This is a genomic window from Rhizobium sp. Root1203, assembly GCF_001424945.1.
Taxonomy (GTDB): Bacteria; Pseudomonadota; Alphaproteobacteria; order Rhizobiales; family Rhizobiaceae; genus Rhizobium.
Window position 1 is genome coordinate 48,207 of sequence record NZ_LMCW01000008.1, and the last position, 15,096, is coordinate 63,302.

Consider the following 15,096-nt stretch of genomic DNA (forward strand, 5'->3'; position numbering starts at 1 on the left):
TTGCAAGCACGATAGCTCGTGGCCGCTTTCCGGCCGAAGCGGTTGTCAGCAGTCGGCCCGAAGTGGACTTTTGGGGAGGAACGACAAGTCGAAGACGATCAGTTAATTGCCTTTAAACAGATCACCGTAGCTTTTGAGGTCGGTGATCCGCCGATCGATCAATTCAGCGCGACAGGAAACATAGTCCAGCACCGTCCGTTCCGCGCCCCATTCACCGTTGGCGTAAGCCTGGCACGAACCTTCCTTATACGTGTTCCACAGGCGCTGCTCCGCGAGAAGATCGGTTTTCGTTTGTCCCGTCGCCTGTCCGTAGACGGTTTTCCAAACCTCGTTCAACTTGTCATCCTCGCGCTTCAGCCATATCTGTCCGCAGCCGCCCCATGCCGCGTTGCTGCCGTCGGATTTGTCCATGCATGTCTGCCAGTCTTTTTCCCCTTGATCGGCATCCTTGGAAAAGGCCGGGTAAGTTGTACTGACTGTGAGTGCGAGAAGAACGGCTAAAACGGTCGATGATCGTGTCTCTGTCTTCATTTAACTGCCTCCTGGGAGCCACAAGCCCATCCGACTTTGCGCAGCGACGGGGTTGCTTTATAGCGCATGAAAATGAAGCACGGCCTCCGCAATAAGACAACGACCGTTTTTGGCGCTTTTCGGACGGGGCTCGCATTCCGGCCCATAGCAGCCATCCGCTGATCTAAGTATCATTCTGCATTGAACGCAGAGGTTGTAGAAATGTCTGCTGTCGGCCCGAAGCGGGTTTTCACCTCGATGCAAGCGCTGCCGCGGTTTTGCTCTATCGAAATGCAAGCCGTTACGCGCTGTTCGGAAAACTCCTCCGAACGCAAAGCCAAGAGCAAAGCCTGCGAGCGGCCAAATCCATCCGACCCCGGGCCCGCTAAAATAGCTGTCGATCAGATCAGCCGCAGTCATGAGGGCCGTTGAGCCACTAGCACCCGCAAACGCATAGGCGACAACGTTGCGACGGCGCGGTCCCAATGCGTGGTATAGCCCGGTTGTCAGCGCGCCTGCCGCGAATATAAGGAACAGCAGAAGATAAGACACCACATTGTCAATAATCGGCTCGAACCCGTGACCAGCCACCGCTCTCCTGACGTTGACGAATGCCAGCAACGGTAATGGTGACAGCACTAAGAGAAGAAGCATGATCACAGCGGAATTGAGAGGGCGCACGGTTCGCTTCCATTCAGTTCGGGCAATGATTGCTCTGCCCCAAATCGAGCAACCTGGTCAATGTCTCCTTTTGGCGGGCGCAAAGCCGCCGAGGGACGACTGGTAACAAACTAATGAGGTCAAACGGACTAAAAGGACTCTACCGCTTGACCATCATTATCAGCTTTCCCAGTTCTTCCCCCCGACGAAGCTCCAGGCCAAGGGAAACCCCGCCCTTGTAGAACGTCATTTTCATAGGCTGGATAGCCGCATTGAGTTGCGCGAGAGATTTGCCGCCTTCCAGCGAGCATGGGAAACGGTCACAAGATACGCTCATTTGAAAATTCGATCCACCGACGACCCGTGGCTTGATTTTAATATGTACACCTGCGGCATCGTCATTGAAGATTGAGCACCAACCTTGCGACTGGCATTCGCGATCCCCCATCTCTCCTGTGCCAGATGGCCCTACCACAGCATATCGTACCCAATAAGGGTCATTTGGCGGGGCCGCTATTGAAACCGAGCTGACAGCGCTCGAAAGCAATACGCCTACGAAAACCTCTTTCACGCTCGCTCCCATGAGGCGGGCGCAAATGCCCGGTTGAAGTCGTTGTATTATCTCCGCGATCATCTAAGTTTCAACTATGGCCAGAATTTTAGTTTTGCTTGCAGCAACCCTTACGTTTGGCGGCGTATTTTGGTTCATGCTAGCCGAGTCGGGAAGAAGACCGATTTCATGAAAGGTCCTCCGTCGTTCCACGCAAGTCAAGCCAACGTGATACTGCCGCTCATGGCGCTGGCCTTTGTTTTCGTTTTGCTGGCGAGCGCGGCCAAATCTTGGGGATGGCCGTAATCGAGAAACTGTCCGCTTGTGGTGAGGCTGTTGTCGCCTTCCGGCCCCCAAGCGGCCTTCGCTAATAAAGCGCTATTGGTTGAGGAACGACGGGTCTGTTCGCATTTTAGCTTTTTCAACAACGTGAAGTTGGGCTGATTTCCGCTACGTTGGTTGTAGACGTAGTTGGGGCGGTGGTTTCGAAATGAGCTTTGGGGCGTATCGGGTGCTGATCTGGAAGTGGCCGCTATTATCGGTCCACGTTCTTCTATGGATAGCGCTAGCGATCAAGGCATACAACAATGCTGGCCCCTATCATTTTGCAAGCTGCTGGCCAATCATTCTGCTTTATCTACCGCCGGTGAGTACCTTGTTCCTCCTGATCGGAGCCACCAGTTTGATCGTCGTGCTGGCGTCGTTATCACGTCCGACGATGCGTAGACATCCGGGCTTTTGGGTGGCCATCCATGGAATGGTCCTTACGATTGGGGTGGTGGCCTGCAATTTTTCTGCCTATGCAGCAGTCGGTCAGGTTAACTGCCTGTAAGGAGAGACTGCAATTGGCGCTCTGCGGACCAGGCTGTTGTCGCCTTCCAGCCCCCTGCGGTAAGCGTGTCGCGATTTAACTAAGCGGCAGGGTGATAGAAGATGATTTCTGGATCGCCCTCATCAAGGTTGTCGACATATCCAGTGGGTTTGAAGCCCAGTTTAGCAAACAGCATTTGCATTGGTCTGTTGGACGTATTGGTGGAGCTGAAGATTTTTGAACTGGGGTTGGTCGAAAGAAGGTACCTGATGATCTCTGTAGCAAATCCCTGATGACGAAAGTCTTTGCCGACCATCACCATCTCAATAAACGGATGGCCAAAGAAGGGGTCTGTCAGCACGCCATAAGCGGCAATCCGGCCATCTGCCTCGGCAACGTGACAGCGGGCCGAGAGGAGCCATTCGCTAATTTGATCCCGACGCTCCTGGCTTGTCTCGGCAACCGAGTCAACGGCACATAGCGCTTCATAGTCATCGGTGGTCGTCAGCCGAACTTTCATTACCATTCCTGCACATTGGTGATGATAGGCCCTAAATAAGTAGCTCTGCGATTGCTGCAATGTCCGGTTGGCGCAAAGCGGTCGGCCATCAATGGCGGGTATCGGCCCAAAGCGGCATACCCAGACTGTTGGTATGTTGACTTTCGTTCCACTACTTGCGATCGGTTTCACCGAAAGTTGCAATCCAAAGTCATCGGTGATCGCTTGAGGCGTACGTTTTCTTTTCTCCGCCTAACAGGAGGGGCCACCTTGCTGGCAATTGCGGTTCTCGCGGCATATTACTTTGCTCAACTCCCCGAGACGCCTCTTCTCAAAGCCTTGAAAAGCGCTTCCATTGGAAGTGTGGTGTACGCCGAAGGGTTATCGCCGCGACCCGCGCAAGCCGTATGTGTATTGCATCCGTATCAAGATCGTGTGTACGGAAGTGACGACCTCGCGATGCGGGTGAACACCTTCCTGGCCAAGACCAGTTACCAATCCGATGAAGGGCATTTCGCCTTTATATTCATCAGCCGCGACGAGATCACGGTCGAACGAATTAAGCGGTCTACGGAACTCGATATGCTGAGCGTATCGGAAATAAATCAAGCGAGACCCAGCGGGCTACCTGCGAACTTCATTCCCGAGGAGTGTGTAGTCGGGCCATCCAGCGCTGTCACAAAGATCACGGAGAATGTAAGAACGTTCGCGGTGTTTGGTGAGATTAAGCCGTGACGGCTGTCGGCCCTGAGCGGCCATCTGCTACCATTACGGTCTTCGGTATAGGTATTGATGCTTTTCCCTGCGATGGTTGCTTGGCGCGTTCCTCTTTGCTGTCCAGAATAATGGTCGCGCGAACCGGCCGGCTACTGCCCAGTAAGCGACACCTCCCAAAATCCCGCCCGAGGCCCAAATGGTGTCTTGGTAGGCGAAAAGCACATCGTAACGAGGTGGGGGGAACGGTCTAGTGTTGTGGCCTATAGTGTATCCCATAAGCGCCCAAGTTCCTGCATAGTAGACGACGCTCCGGTAGCCCAAGATTTCGGCAACGCTCACAATCAACAGAACGGGTCGAAAAAAATAATACAAACTCACCAAGATTAAAGGCACAGTCAATCCAGGAAGTTGGATGGATCGAGAAACCCCGTCTTCGCGTAAGAGCACTGTGATTATCCCTTCCGCCAATCCGAATGAGATCACTCCCGCAAGATAGCCCATCAAAATCATAAAGACGCGTATCAGGAGATGCCCGAAGGTTTCTAACGCGGACTTGCAGTCGATAACCATGGCAACTCCATAAATCCATCACGGATCGAGGCTACGCAAACAGAAGCAGAATGTTCTTTCGATTGCTTTCCGATCTTCTTTTGAATTTTAGCAATACCACTGCACCGTTGCCTCACCAACGACCGGTTCTCTAACCTGGTCGAGGACACGCATGGCAAAAGCCACCTTTCGCGACCTCCGCGGAGGCTCAGACTCATCGCGGTGGGGACGAGATAGGCATACGTATAGGCTCCTCTCGACCGAAGTCGAGCGTACAGACTATTGGACCCGTTGGGCCTGGTAGTGGGTCATGGTAGCGTGTCCTGAATAGGTCAAACCCGGAGATTTCATGGTCGGCTTTTCTGTTATCGTTGGAGACCCGATCGCGCAGTTCGCAGCACTGGTGGCCCTTGCGCTGATAGCGCGCCTTCTAGCACGCGGGCACTCGGGGACTCGCTTCTCTGCCAACGTGGCGTTCTTCGCCCTCCTCACCGTCCTTCTCGTCGCCAACAACCTTGCGCCCTGGAACGGCGACACGACCGCGCAGGACTTGACGCACCGCATATTCATCGGACTTGCGAAGGCAACTTGGTGGATCGGCGGTGCGATGACGCTGGTGAGCGCGGTACGCCTCTTCCTGATTTTCGAGCAGAAGCCAAGAGAGGGGCGGCTGATCCAAGATCTACTCGTCGGCCTGATCTATTCGGGCGCGGCGCTTGCGGTCATCGCATTCGTATTCAGGCTGCCGGTCGGCACCTTGATCGCCACCTCGGGCGTCTTCGCGATCGTTCTCGGCCTTGCACTCCAGAGTACTTTGAACGACGTCTTTTCGGGCATCGCCCTCAACCTGGGAAGACCTTACACCGTGGGGGACTGGATAGTCCTGGAAGACGGCATGCAAGGCCGGGTCGTCGAGACGAACTGGCGTTCTACACACCTGCTCAGCAACACAAACGACCTCATCATCGTCCCGAACAGCGCTTTGGCCAAGGCACGCCTGACGAACCTGACCGGCTCGGACGAGATACATGGTGCCACTATCACCGTTCGGATCCTGCCTACACGTCCGCCGGCTGTCGTCGAAGAGGTCATGAAAACTGTTCTTTTGAGCGCCAACTGCATACTCAAATCCCCTCCTCCATCAGCTTCCATAATTGGTCTCGATGCGTCAGCGATCGAAGTCGAGTTGGCATTCAAGGTGTCAGACCTTTCGCGAACGTCAGCCGCCAAGAACGAGATTTATGATCTGGTATTCAGACATGCGAAGGCTGCAGGTCTCCAACTAGGCGCGCCTCGGGGCGGGCCGTCCGACGCCGCCCAGAGTTTGGAAGGCGTCAAGCATCCCGGAACAGCTTGGCGACTGCTGAACTCGATTGCACTGTTCTCCACGCTCACGGAAGACGAGATGGAAAGCCTTGCCGCCAGCATGAAGCGTCTCACATTCAAAATAGACATGGTGATCGCACCGCAGAATGCCTCGATGACGTCATTGATGATCGTGCGCAGCGGCGTCGTCGTGGTGGAGAAGCAAACGGAAGAGAGTTGCGAGGAAATCACGCGCCTTGCACCGGGTGACTTGTTTGGTGAGCGGGGTGTTTTGATGGGAGCGCCGGAGACCGCCAGAATGCGGGCGCTCACATTCGTGGTCGTCTACGAAATTTCGAAAGATCATCTTGCTACCGTGATGCGCGATCGGCCATCGCTCTTTGAAGAGCTCGGCGAACTTCTTGCGAAGAGAATGCAATCCGAGGAGCATCTGGGCGTCCTCAATGACAAGGCGGCGTCCAGTCATCCCACCTCTCTAGCGGCACGCATCCACCACCTTTTCGAGGTGCCGCACACCCACAAAAAATGAATGTGCCGAGCCTCGTGATCAACACGTACGCCGACGAGCCGGAACATTCCGCTTTTCCGTCCGTTCGATCTCCATACGAACATCGGAGGAGGATTCCATGACCAATCTCTATAACGACGGCGCTCCCAACATTACCGGCGTCGGCGCTAAAAGTGTGATGACGGCATTCTTCGATTCCAGAAGCAATGCCGAGACGGCCATCGACAAGCTCAAAGCAGCGGGCGTGACCGACGTGCGCCTCATGCCGGGCTATGAGGCCGACGGAGAAAGACCGGCAACTGCGGAAGGACCGAGCTTCTGGTCGAGGCTAGGAGATTGGTTCTTCCCGGACGAAGACCGCGACGTCTACGCCGAAGGCCTTCGCCGGGGCGGCTTCCTCGTCTCCGTCTCGGTCGACAGCGCCACCTACAACATAGCTCACGACATCCTCGCTGACGAAGGTGCTATCGATCTGGACGAACGTGCGGACACGTGGCGCACGGAAGGCTGGGACGCCGACCGCGACCAGCAGGCAATCGCTTCCCGTGACGATGTGTTTCAGGCGGATGCGGCGGCAAGCGCCGCGACCAGCGTCGGTCGCTACACCCGCAGCACCAAGTCTACGTCGACACGTGTCCGCGCCTACGAACTGGCCGAAGACCTCCCGGACGATGTGCTCGACGACGTCCTTCCCACGGGCCATCAGCGAGACATTTCCGAAGGTGATCGCCCTGCACATGATCGCGCGACGCAGAGCCAATCGATCGACGACCTGCGTCAGAGCCAGAGCCTACCGGGTAGCCGGTGACCAGCATGCAGAGGGAGAGGAGTCGTCTCCCCTCCCTCCTTCGGCTCCCGTCAGAAGACAGAGACCTCCCAGCCGAGCCGTCCAGCGGGGGTTCGCGGGACTGTCTTGGCGATGCCATTTCCCTCCACCACACGCGGGGAGGCGATGTTTTCGAACCCGTTTCAACCCATAGCCCGTTTAACACGAGGAAGAGAGAGGCTGTGACGGAAGGCTCGAACCTACGATGATGAACAGTCAGGCACCTTAGCCATCCCCTTAGCTGTGGCCCTGTCAACGCCCTCGTCACTACTCCGGTTGTCAGCGAACCTTTTCGGTACCGCTCGGCGTCGTAACCATTGTCGGCCCGCCGCCGTTGCCGCTGGGAGTAGGATCACGATCCGTCGCCTCAGGAGGTCGGCTGCTCCCGTCGGCTGGATTGTTATCGAATGTGCCTTCGCCTTTCGGCTGTGCACTCATCGGGTCCTGCTTTGTGGAGGCTGTTGACTGCTGATCCTTATCGATGCTTTCCCCCCATAACTCCGAAATACCCCAAGCGATCATGGTCAGCACGAGCGCGCTTGCGAGAATGACGAGTACGGGCCGACCTCGGCTGCCCTGCCTTGCCTCCATTGCTGTTTCCGTCACTCGCGTGCGCGGCGGTTGATCATTCGAACCCATTGTCATGTCAGCTCCTGTCCTTGGTTGCGCTTGTTCAACCACTGGGCGGTCCACAAGTTCCCAATGCGAGACAAAATGCGAGCCGACCTTTCTGGCAGGATCCGCAAACGCGAGAAGTGCGTAAGCAACGACAAACAGCTCGAAGGTGCGGATTAACGGACGTCAATGATGGGACCAAGCAAACCACCACTCATCTCGGAGACCCCGGCAGCCACGCAGCGGAAACCTGCAGCCTCCAATGCTGATCTATAAATGTTCGTCGGCCAGATTAAGTATTTGCATGTTTGGATGGTTTTAACCGAGGTGTCGTAGGTGTGGGGAAATACTGTCCCGGAATGTGTCAAATGTCCCTGAAACCCAACCTCCTCATTAAAGTCTTAGCCTCCATCGCGTCCTTTGGCATCATTGTCGGCGCTATTTACGCCACGATGACATGGGCGGCCGGTCAGGCTGACGAGACCGCAATCCAGCGGCAAGACAGCCTGGTTCGCTTGGTTGTCAGTAAGATGCAGGAGAGAATTGCCCACGATCAGGAAAGTGCGACGGTCTGGGACGACGCGGTTAGAAAGGTGCGCGAAGGTGATCGAGAGTGGATCGACGCAAACCTTGGCAGTTGGATGCACACATACTTTGGGCACGACGCTGCATTCGTCATCGGTCCAGCCAACGACCTCATTTATGGCTATTCGGACGTCGATACGGACCCGGAGAAGGCATACTCCACCGTTTCACTAAAGGTTCGAGAGCTCATTGAAGACCTTCGAGAACGGTTGGCCACTGGCGACACCTCCGGCCTTTCGCGCACAATGCTGAGCATCGGTGAAACTGATATCGTGAGCATCAATGGTAGCCCCGCCATAGTCAGCATCAAGCCCATTGTTTCGGACAGCGGCGAGATCCAGGACGTTGCCGGGAAACAACCGCTTCACATCGCCTTGCGCTATCTTGACGCTGACTTCGCCCAGTCCCTCGGCGCAGATTACCTTTTCGCCGAAATGCAGTTCGCCTGGGCGCGCGAGGATGTTGAGCGACGCTACTTTCCTTTGGCGGCACGCGACAGAACGGCGATGGGCTACTTGAGTTGGAAACCCTTCCTACCTGGTACGGCCGTGCTTCAGGCTACCAAGCCGGCGATGATACTGGGGACAGTTTTAGTGGCTGGGGCGTTGGCGGGGCTTGTTGTGCTTCTTCAAGGGCGTGCGGATCGACTACGGAAGAGCCAAGGTGAGCTCTACTATTTGGCGCATCATGATCCTTTGAGTGGGCTTCCAAACCGCGCTGCGTTCAAAGCGGAAGTCGAGAAAACTCTCGCGACTTCTGAAGCCGCTGTGCTCTTTCTCGACCTCGACCGCTTCAAGCAGATAAACGACACTCTGGGCCATCCGGTCGGGGACCGATTGATTGTCGACGTGGCCGCTCGTCTCAAGTCTGCCGTTTCCGCAGGCGCTATGGTTGCTCGCATTGGCGGCGACGAATTCACGGTCCTCGTTCCAGCATCGAAATCGGTAGATGTTGAACAATTGGCTGAACAGCTCATCGCTGCTATTCGCCAACCCTTCGAAATTGACGGACAACCGATCTTAATCGGCTTGAGCATCGGCATCGCTTTCTCTTCGCCCGGCAACTCTGAAGCCAGGGATATTCTACGTCGTGCGGATATCGCCCTCTACAGCGCCAAAAGCACAGGGCGCAATCGCTACGTGATCTTCGGTGCCCACATGGAGGAAATGGCCAAGACCCGCCGTGATCTGGAGCAAGACCTACGTGCCGCCCTCGACAGTAGGACGCAGATTGAGGTGCATTATCAGCCGGTGTATGCTGCGGAAAACAGTCACTTAATAGGCGTCGAAGCACTGGCGAGATGGCGGCATCCCATAAAGGGACTCATACAGCCGGATGTATTCATCTCTATCGCTGAGGACGCAGGACTTATCGACAGGCTGGGCGAGCAAATACTCCAGACAGCATTGGCGGACGCTAAAAAGTGGCCGAGCTTGAGTGTCGCGGTGAACGCGTCGGCGGTGGAACTAAGGAGCGATACCTACGCGCTGCGCGTCGCAGCGGCGCTTGAACGAGCCAATTTTGATCCAAGTCGTTTGGAAATTGAGATTACGGAAAGTGCTGTGCTTGGAAATGAAGACGCCTGTCGTCGCAACATCAACTCCCTTAGGCAGCTCGGGGTCGGATTTGCGCTTGATGATTTTGGCACTGGCTTCTCGTCGTTCGGACGTCTGCAGCAGCTCGATGTCGATCGCATAAAAATCGACCGCTGCTTTGTCGCTGCTTACGGGACCGAGAATAACAACGGGATCGTGCAAGCAATGATCAGCTTGGCACACGCAAAGGGCTTGAAGATCACAGCAGAGGGTATCGAAACCAATGAGCAGAAGGCTTGGCTCTGCGCACTTGGATGTGACGATCTTCAAGGGTACCTTCTGTGCAAGCCGGTTTTGCCCGAGATGATCAGCGACATGTACAACCGCCTTCGAGCGGTTAACTCTCAGAAATAGCTGCATCGGTCATCGTCCGCTCGCAGCTCTTGCCGGCATCTTTCTTAGAATCTCTTAAAGCCGAGGTCCGAAGCCTTGATAAATTGAGTTGGTTCCATCGACGCAAAGGTGTCAAAGACCGACGATATGCTAGCTGGTGCTGCTAGCCGACCTCGCGCCGCCCGCTTGGCTTGGCAATAATGGAAGTGGCGGCGTAGGGATGAATTTGCCATCGAATAGTGCGCCAATCTTCACCGCTTTATGTTAGAGCTTTCTCCGTGAGATCAGCCAACTAACGTTCTAATCTCTGGTGGCGTAAGGTCGATTTCGCGTCACCCCCGACTAGTTTTTGTGCAAATAGGTGTGGGCTTTTCAGGAGGTTGTCCATTCGGAGCGGGTTTAGAAGACTGGAGTTACCACCCCAGTTTTCCATGATCGCTCCGAATGAACATTCACAAGAGTGCACCCGACTGAAGCCGGGCTACGGCTCATGCTTCAGGTCCAGGGACTTCGCGAAAGCCTGCGGGCCCCTCGGCCTCAACCATATCCGCACCAAGCCCTCACCTTAGCCGCAGCGGGTGCGTAAAGGTTTCGCCAGTCCTTCGTTGGCACGTGCGAACGGTTCAACCACAACCATTAGATCACGGTGCGACGATAGCGGTTTCGCTCTTCCTCGATCTGCTCAGGTGCATAGGGATCGAGCGTATCGTCAAACGTCGTCCAACCCTGTTCATTATAGGCCCGGCGACGTTCGACCGGATCGACCCAATTTGACCCCTGAAGAATGGACTGGGCCTCGGAGGCGCGGGCTTCATCAACCCTGGCAGTGACCAAGGTACCACCACGACGGACACCTTCAGCATATAGATGCGCGTCATCTTCCGAGACCCCGGATTCTGTCAGTGCCCCGATAAGGCCGCCGGCAGCACCGCCAGCAACGGCCCCGGCTGCAGCTCCGGCAGCGGTCGCCGCAAGCCAACCCGCCGCAACCACTGGTCCGACACCCGGGATAGCCATCAGACCAAGTCCTGTAAGCAAGCCCCCGGCGCCGCCCACGGCAGCACCGATACCAGCGCCGGTCGCGGCCCCTTCGCCAGCGTTCGAGTCCCCCTCGATTCGTCCGCTTCTATTGGAAACGATGCTGATGTCGTCCGACGGGACACCTGCCGCTTCCAACCTGCTTACAGCCGAGCGAGCGTCAGAATAGTCGTCGAATAGTCCGGTTACAGTTCTCATGATCGTTCTCCTTGGGTTACTTGGCGACAATGTTGCCTTGATAGTCGAGGGCAATAGAGACGGCCTTGCCGTCCTTCATGCCGGATGCCATCCAGATCCCCTTGTCATCGAGCTTCAGATCCTTGACGCCGGTGTATCCGGCTTCAGCGATGCGATCTTTGGCCTGTGCTTCGGTAAAGCTATTGGCACCCTCGACAGGCGCAGTCGGATTTTTGGTGTCAGGAGTTGCAACCGCTGGTGTATCACCGTTGGCCGATGGAGCTGGCGTCGTCTGAGCGAAGGCTGCAAGGGCGGATGCACCAACAATCCCCGCGGCGAAGATGAGTTTCTTCATGTGTGTTTCCTCCATTTTTACGAATCACGTTGCAGATCCGTGCGGTGGAAACCCCTAGGCATGTTATTTGTTCCCCGCATAGGCGGGATAGTATGCAATTGATTCTCCTTAAATAAAGGCGCCGTTTTGCCCAACGGCGCGCCCTGTCCGATTATTGGCCAGCGGTGCCGAGGCAGTTGCGAGACGAATGGAGGGGCGTGGAAGCAGCGGGTTAAGTAAGCAATTTGAAAGAAACGTCACAGAGTCAGACTAAGGTCCGATTTTCAACTCCTAAAGTTGTGCTAGCCTCAAATGTTCAGAACGAGGGCGAACCAGGAAAGGGAGGATGTTCCATGTCCGAAGGCGTGATAACCGAGATTATCGACGCTCAGCAACAGCTGCCCAATCTATCCCGGCTCGAGCGGCGCCGTCTGCTTCGGCGTATCATGGACGAGATCATGGCGGCACGATCATACGGGCAGTCCAACGGAGTATTCGACGATGCCTCGTCCTTGGAACGACTGATCGCAAGCACCTGCAATAGCATCGCTGAGATCGCCAGTATGGACGATGTCGGCTTCAGGCGCGTTCTGGACGAATTCGCCAAGCTCATCATTACAATGCACAATCTCGCCAGCCCAACGCCTTCGGCAGCAAGGGTGCTTCATTAGCGGCGCGAGGCCGGGATGCTAAACGCGTGATGGCAACTTCTTCATGATCGTCTTAGCAAATCTTACTCCCTCAATTCGACACATTAAGGAGACCAGGATGCGGGTGTTGATTGTTGAAGACGAAATGGCCATTGCACTCGACATCGAAGCCATGGTGCTAGCGGACGGGCATGAAGTCATCGGTCTTGCCCGAACAGAAAAGGAAGCTCTGGAGCTTGCGCCTGAGGCCGAGATCGCTCTCGTTGACATACGCTTGGCGGACGGATTGAGCGGTCCTAAACTTGCGCGGAAACTCCTCAAGGGATTCGACATAGCTGTCATCTATGTTACTGGAAATCCCGAGGTCGCTCTCGATAGCGGGGCCGATGGTGTCGCCGTCGTCAGCAAGCCTCAGACGCCGGAGAAAATCCTCGAGGCGATCCATCTTGCAGCCGCATGGCGAAATGGCAGGACGTTGCGCGCCTCACAGCATGCAACAAACCTCGAAGACTCAACGTGACCTTACCTTACCCGGCGCTTTGTGCGACAGAGTGAAACGGAATTGTGGCGACCAGCTTTCCCCATTGGTCTGTAACCTCGAAGGACAATCCGTCGATTGGTTCTTCGAACAGGATGAGCTTTGCGACCATCGTCCTTGCCGCTGCAAATACCTCGCTGTACGTGCCGTCAACCGCCACGAGATCAAATCCGTCGGTGTCTTCGTTGAAGCAATTTTCGCTCGTAATGTGGAAAAAGTACCTCGCCATTGTCTGGACCCGAGCGGAACCAATGAATGCGCTATTGACGAGTTTGGACATAGTCAGGCGTTTCCTGCTGCAGCGAGTATCGGATCTGGTCAATCTTTCCGTACGCATCACCCACACCCAATATTGCCTTTGCTTTTTCGAGGACGACAGGACTGACGGTGCCGGTCTTTGTGGCCGATGCGAGTGCGTCTTCAAGCGCGTCGTCGCCGAGCAGTGGGTCTTCCTCGGTCGGCGAAACGCCGTATTTGAGTTCATAGCGCGCGTATGCGGTTGCGTATGCCGCAATCCCGGCCATGCGAGGGTCGGACGTGTGAAGCAGTGCTCTGTAGTTTCGGTTCAGTGAGTTCAGTCCCGCCATTTGTCGCGTGGTCTTGTCTGCCGTCGAGTTGGTTTTGGCGTTCTTCTTCGACGACTGCGTATACCCGCGCGTCTCGGTTTCAGACTTTTCCTTGGCTGTCGAAGACGATTTGAAGTTGCTCGACGCGCGACCACTATTTCCGCCGTTTCCGCTGGCGCTGTGCCCGGAATTGCTACCGCCGCTTCCATTCCCGCCTCCATTCCCGGCGCTTCCATTCCCACCTCCCCCGTTTCCTCCCCCATGGCCTCCTCCTTGCGCATATGCGGATGTCGCACTGGGGGGAAGCGCGATAGAGCCCGCGGCAAACGCCATTGACAGCGCCAGGGCCGACCCGAGTGTTGTGAAACGCATGACTTCCTCCATATTGCGAACAATAGAAGTCATGCTAGCTGAGGAAGAAGGCCGACACATCGGGCGAAGGTCTTACCTTCCCCCGACTTTGGTCCGAACGTTTGGAATACCCGACGATGGGGACCTGGTCTGGGACTAAGGTCTGAGGAAGGGTAATACCTAGGTCCGAGTGCCTTGCATTTCCGGAGCAACAAGACAAACGTGTATGGCGGCGCCCCTGTATGGGACCGGCCATACGATAGGAAGGCCAGAGCATGGACATCTCAAAGCGCGATTTTCTGACGTCGATCGGCGCTTCGGCCGTCTTCGCTGCGGTTGGACTGTTGGTAAGCCGACCTTCCTTTGCCGCGGGTGGCAATGGTGGAGGGAACGGTAATGGAAACGGCGGCAGCAAGGGAAACGCTGGTGGCAGTGGAAACGCTGGCGGCAATTCCGGGGGTAACGGCAACGGCAACGCCGGGGGTAACGGCAACGGCGGAGGGAAGGGCAACGGAAGCAGCAAAAGCGATGGCGGCACTGGATCCAGCGCCACCTCGAGTGCGGGAACACAGGCGAGAGAAGGCGCCGATGGTTCGATAGACGTCCGTCATGCCAACGGGATCACGGAATCGCTTCACGGCGGGCGCTATGTGATGAGGGACTCGAAAGGTCGCACGATCATCAGCCGGCTCGCCACGACCGCCGACGCCCGGCGGCTCAGTCGCCTCGTCCGCTAATGGCTCTCCCTCCAAAGCAGGGCAGCCTCGGTCCTGTTTGTGACCCCGAGCTTTGTCAGGATCTGCGTCATGTGGTGCTTGACGGTCTTTTCCTGCAGGTCAAGGCGCAGACCGATGCGCTTGTTCGACAGGCCCTGGGCGACCAGATCCATTACCTCACGCTCGCGAAGGGTAAGGGCGCCCTTGTTCGACGCTTCCGGACTGAGGGAGCGCTCCATTATTTTGGCCGACATCGCGGGAGAGACATACCGCGATCCACTGAAAACGGTTCTAATCGCTTGCGCTAGGCCCCGAGAGCCTACTCCTTTGAGAACGTAGCCCATAGCTCCCCGTTGAAGCGCATCGACCAGTGTATCGACCTCCTCCGACGCAGTGAGCATCAGAATCCTCGTATTTGGGCTTTTGGAAAGGACAGCACTGATCGCGGACAACCCGTCTCCCGGCATTGAGACGTCGAGTAGCATGATGTCTGGTTGGCTGTTCGAGGCGATAAGCAATGCTTCATCGCTGCTGGTCCCTTCTCCAACAACCATGAAGTCGCTGACCTCGGCGAGGCTGCGGGTCACGCCCTCGCGAAAGAGTGGGTGGTCGTCCACGACGCCGATAGTTATGGGTGGCATT

Annotated in this window: 18 protein-coding genes; 8 read left to right on the forward strand and 10 right to left on the reverse strand. The window is 56.1% G+C overall.

The features are described from left to right. Positions 1 to 102 precede the first annotated feature (102 nt). The 3 genes from ASC97_RS08180 to ASC97_RS33800 form a co-directional block, all read right to left on the reverse strand. Positions 103 to 531: a lysozyme inhibitor LprI family protein gene (locus ASC97_RS08180; protein ID WP_057467861.1), complete on the reverse strand. Its 429-nt coding sequence runs from the start codon at positions 529 to 531 to the stop codon at positions 103 to 105. A 57-nt stretch (positions 532 to 588) separates the two neighbouring features. Beyond that, the gene (locus ASC97_RS08185; protein WP_156390318.1) at positions 589 to 1,191 is read right to left on the reverse strand and encodes a hypothetical protein; all 603 of its coding nucleotides are present in this window, start codon (positions 1,189 to 1,191) and stop codon (positions 589 to 591) included. A 139-nt stretch (positions 1,192 to 1,330) separates the two neighbouring features. Continuing rightward, positions 1,331 to 1,804, reverse strand: coding sequence for a hypothetical protein (locus ASC97_RS33800; protein ID WP_057467863.1), 474 nt, complete (start codon positions 1,802 to 1,804; stop codon positions 1,331 to 1,333). Between the two features lie 406 nt (positions 1,805 to 2,210). Here ASC97_RS33800 and ASC97_RS33805 point away from each other — a divergent pair, with 406 nt between their 5' ends. Next, positions 2,211 to 2,552: a hypothetical protein gene (locus ASC97_RS33805; RefSeq protein WP_156390320.1), complete on the forward strand. Its 342-nt coding sequence runs from the start codon at positions 2,211 to 2,213 to the stop codon at positions 2,550 to 2,552. Between the two features lie 79 nt (positions 2,553 to 2,631). Here the strand turns inward: ASC97_RS33805 and ASC97_RS08195 are convergent, their stop codons facing one another. Next, complete coding sequence (locus ASC97_RS08195) at positions 2,632 to 3,051, reverse strand: GNAT family N-acetyltransferase (RefSeq protein WP_057467864.1); 420 nt, start codon at positions 3,049 to 3,051, stop codon at positions 2,632 to 2,634. Between the two features lie 249 nt (positions 3,052 to 3,300). Between ASC97_RS08195 and ASC97_RS08200 the strand changes: the two genes are divergently transcribed. The 3 genes from ASC97_RS08200 (at position 3,301) to ASC97_RS08215 (ending at position 6,938) form a co-directional block, all read left to right on the forward strand. Continuing rightward, on the forward strand, positions 3,301 to 3,765 hold the full coding sequence (locus ASC97_RS08200) for a hypothetical protein (protein WP_057467865.1): 465 nt from the start codon (positions 3,301 to 3,303) through the stop codon (positions 3,763 to 3,765). 880 nt (positions 3,766 to 4,645) lie between these two features. After that, positions 4,646 to 6,151 carry a mechanosensitive ion channel family protein gene (locus ASC97_RS08210; RefSeq protein ID WP_057467867.1) on the forward strand — a complete coding sequence of 502 codons (1,506 nt, stop codon included), beginning with the start codon at positions 4,646 to 4,648 and terminating at the stop codon, positions 6,149 to 6,151. Positions 6,152 to 6,248: 97 nt separating this feature from the next. Further along, positions 6,249 to 6,938 (forward strand): hypothetical protein, encoded by a 690-nt coding sequence (locus ASC97_RS08215; RefSeq protein ID WP_057467868.1) that lies wholly within the window; start codon positions 6,249 to 6,251, stop codon positions 6,936 to 6,938. 297 nt (positions 6,939 to 7,235) lie between these two features. Here ASC97_RS08215 and ASC97_RS08220 read toward each other — a convergent pair whose 3' ends face one another. Further along, positions 7,236 to 7,601: a hypothetical protein gene (locus ASC97_RS08220; protein ID WP_057467869.1), complete on the reverse strand. Its 366-nt coding sequence runs from the start codon at positions 7,599 to 7,601 to the stop codon at positions 7,236 to 7,238. 338 nt (positions 7,602 to 7,939) lie between these two features. On the opposite strand from ASC97_RS08220, the gene ASC97_RS08225 reads away from it, so the two are divergent. Continuing rightward, positions 7,940 to 10,105 carry a putative bifunctional diguanylate cyclase/phosphodiesterase gene (locus ASC97_RS08225; RefSeq protein ID WP_057467870.1) on the forward strand — a complete coding sequence of 722 codons (2,166 nt, stop codon included), beginning with the start codon at positions 7,940 to 7,942 and terminating at the stop codon, positions 10,103 to 10,105. Between the two features lie 615 nt (positions 10,106 to 10,720). Here ASC97_RS08225 and ASC97_RS08230 read toward each other — a convergent pair. Beyond that, the gene (locus ASC97_RS08230; RefSeq protein WP_057467871.1) at positions 10,721 to 11,320 is read right to left on the reverse strand and encodes a general stress protein; all 600 of its coding nucleotides are present in this window, start codon (positions 11,318 to 11,320) and stop codon (positions 10,721 to 10,723) included. Positions 11,321 to 11,336: 16 nt separating this feature from the next. Further along, positions 11,337 to 11,654, reverse strand: a complete 318-nt coding sequence (locus tag ASC97_RS08235; protein ID WP_057467872.1) for a PepSY domain-containing protein — start codon at positions 11,652 to 11,654, stop codon at positions 11,337 to 11,339. A gap of 332 nt (positions 11,655 to 11,986) precedes the next feature. On the opposite strand from ASC97_RS08235, the gene ASC97_RS08240 reads away from it, so the two are divergent. Both ASC97_RS08240 and ASC97_RS08245 read left to right on the forward strand, forming a co-directional pair. Beyond that, positions 11,987 to 12,304, forward strand: coding sequence for a hypothetical protein (locus ASC97_RS08240; RefSeq protein WP_057467873.1), 318 nt, complete (start codon positions 11,987 to 11,989; stop codon positions 12,302 to 12,304). A 97-nt stretch (positions 12,305 to 12,401) separates the two neighbouring features. Next, positions 12,402 to 12,803 (forward strand): response regulator, encoded by a 402-nt coding sequence (locus tag ASC97_RS08245; RefSeq protein WP_057467874.1) that lies wholly within the window; start codon positions 12,402 to 12,404, stop codon positions 12,801 to 12,803. Positions 12,804 to 12,810: 7 nt separating this feature from the next. On the opposite strand, the gene ASC97_RS08250 is transcribed toward ASC97_RS08245, so the two are convergent. Both ASC97_RS08250 and ASC97_RS08255 read right to left on the reverse strand, forming a co-directional pair. Continuing rightward, the gene (locus ASC97_RS08250) at positions 12,811 to 13,050 is read right to left on the reverse strand and encodes a DUF6894 family protein (protein ID WP_156390322.1); all 240 of its coding nucleotides are present in this window, start codon (positions 13,048 to 13,050) and stop codon (positions 12,811 to 12,813) included. A gap of 31 nt (positions 13,051 to 13,081) precedes the next feature. Continuing rightward, positions 13,082 to 13,759 (reverse strand): hypothetical protein, encoded by a 678-nt coding sequence (locus ASC97_RS08255; RefSeq protein WP_057467876.1) that lies wholly within the window; start codon positions 13,757 to 13,759, stop codon positions 13,082 to 13,084. A 254-nt stretch (positions 13,760 to 14,013) separates the two neighbouring features. Between ASC97_RS08255 and ASC97_RS08260 the strand changes: the two genes are divergently transcribed. Further along, positions 14,014 to 14,475 carry a hypothetical protein gene (locus ASC97_RS08260; RefSeq protein WP_057467877.1) on the forward strand — a complete coding sequence of 154 codons (462 nt, stop codon included), beginning with the start codon at positions 14,014 to 14,016 and terminating at the stop codon, positions 14,473 to 14,475. On the opposite strand, the gene ASC97_RS08265 is transcribed toward ASC97_RS08260, so the two are convergent. Next, positions 14,472 to 15,095: a response regulator gene (locus tag ASC97_RS08265; RefSeq protein ID WP_057467878.1), complete on the reverse strand. Its 624-nt coding sequence runs from the start codon at positions 15,093 to 15,095 to the stop codon at positions 14,472 to 14,474. The two genes, ASC97_RS08260 and ASC97_RS08265, sit on opposite strands and share 4 nt — an antisense overlap. Position 15,096: the final 1 nt, after the last annotated feature.

Bases quoted from the DNA above. Each gene is read 5' to 3' on its own strand.
- ASC97_RS08180 (WP_057467861.1), bottom strand. From the start codon at position 531: ATGAAGACAGAGACACGATCATCGACCGTTTTAGCCGTTCTTCTCGCA.
- ASC97_RS33800 (WP_057467863.1), bottom strand. From the start codon at position 1,804: ATGATCGCGGAGATAATACAACGACTTCAACCGGGCATTTGCGCCCGC.
- ASC97_RS33805 (WP_156390320.1), top strand. From the start codon at position 2,211: ATGAGCTTTGGGGCGTATCGGGTGCTGATCTGGAAGTGGCCGCTATTA.
- ASC97_RS08195 (WP_057467864.1), bottom strand. From the start codon at position 3,051: ATGAAAGTTCGGCTGACGACCACCGATGACTATGAAGCGCTATGTGCC.
- ASC97_RS08210 (WP_057467867.1), top strand. From the start codon at position 4,646: ATGGTCGGCTTTTCTGTTATCGTTGGAGACCCGATCGCGCAGTTCGCA.
- ASC97_RS08215 (WP_057467868.1), top strand. From the start codon at position 6,249: ATGACCAATCTCTATAACGACGGCGCTCCCAACATTACCGGCGTCGGC.
- ASC97_RS08220 (WP_057467869.1), bottom strand. From the start codon at position 7,601: ATGACAATGGGTTCGAATGATCAACCGCCGCGCACGCGAGTGACGGAA.
- ASC97_RS08225 (WP_057467870.1), top strand. From the start codon at position 7,940: ATGTCCCTGAAACCCAACCTCCTCATTAAAGTCTTAGCCTCCATCGCG.
- ASC97_RS08230 (WP_057467871.1), bottom strand. From the start codon at position 11,320: ATGAGAACTGTAACCGGACTATTCGACGACTATTCTGACGCTCGCTCG.
- ASC97_RS08235 (WP_057467872.1), bottom strand. From the start codon at position 11,654: ATGAAGAAACTCATCTTCGCCGCGGGGATTGTTGGTGCATCCGCCCTT.
- ASC97_RS08240 (WP_057467873.1), top strand. From the start codon at position 11,987: ATGTCCGAAGGCGTGATAACCGAGATTATCGACGCTCAGCAACAGCTG.
- ASC97_RS08245 (WP_057467874.1), top strand. From the start codon at position 12,402: ATGCGGGTGTTGATTGTTGAAGACGAAATGGCCATTGCACTCGACATC.
- ASC97_RS08250 (WP_156390322.1), bottom strand. From the start codon at position 13,050: ATGGCGAGGTACTTTTTCCACATTACGAGCGAAAATTGCTTCAACGAA.
- ASC97_RS08255 (WP_057467876.1), bottom strand. From the start codon at position 13,759: ATGCGTTTCACAACACTCGGGTCGGCCCTGGCGCTGTCAATGGCGTTT.
- ASC97_RS08260 (WP_057467877.1), top strand. From the start codon at position 14,014: ATGGACATCTCAAAGCGCGATTTTCTGACGTCGATCGGCGCTTCGGCC.
- ASC97_RS08265 (WP_057467878.1), bottom strand. From the start codon at position 15,095: ATGCCACCCATAACTATCGGCGTCGTGGACGACCACCCACTCTTTCGC.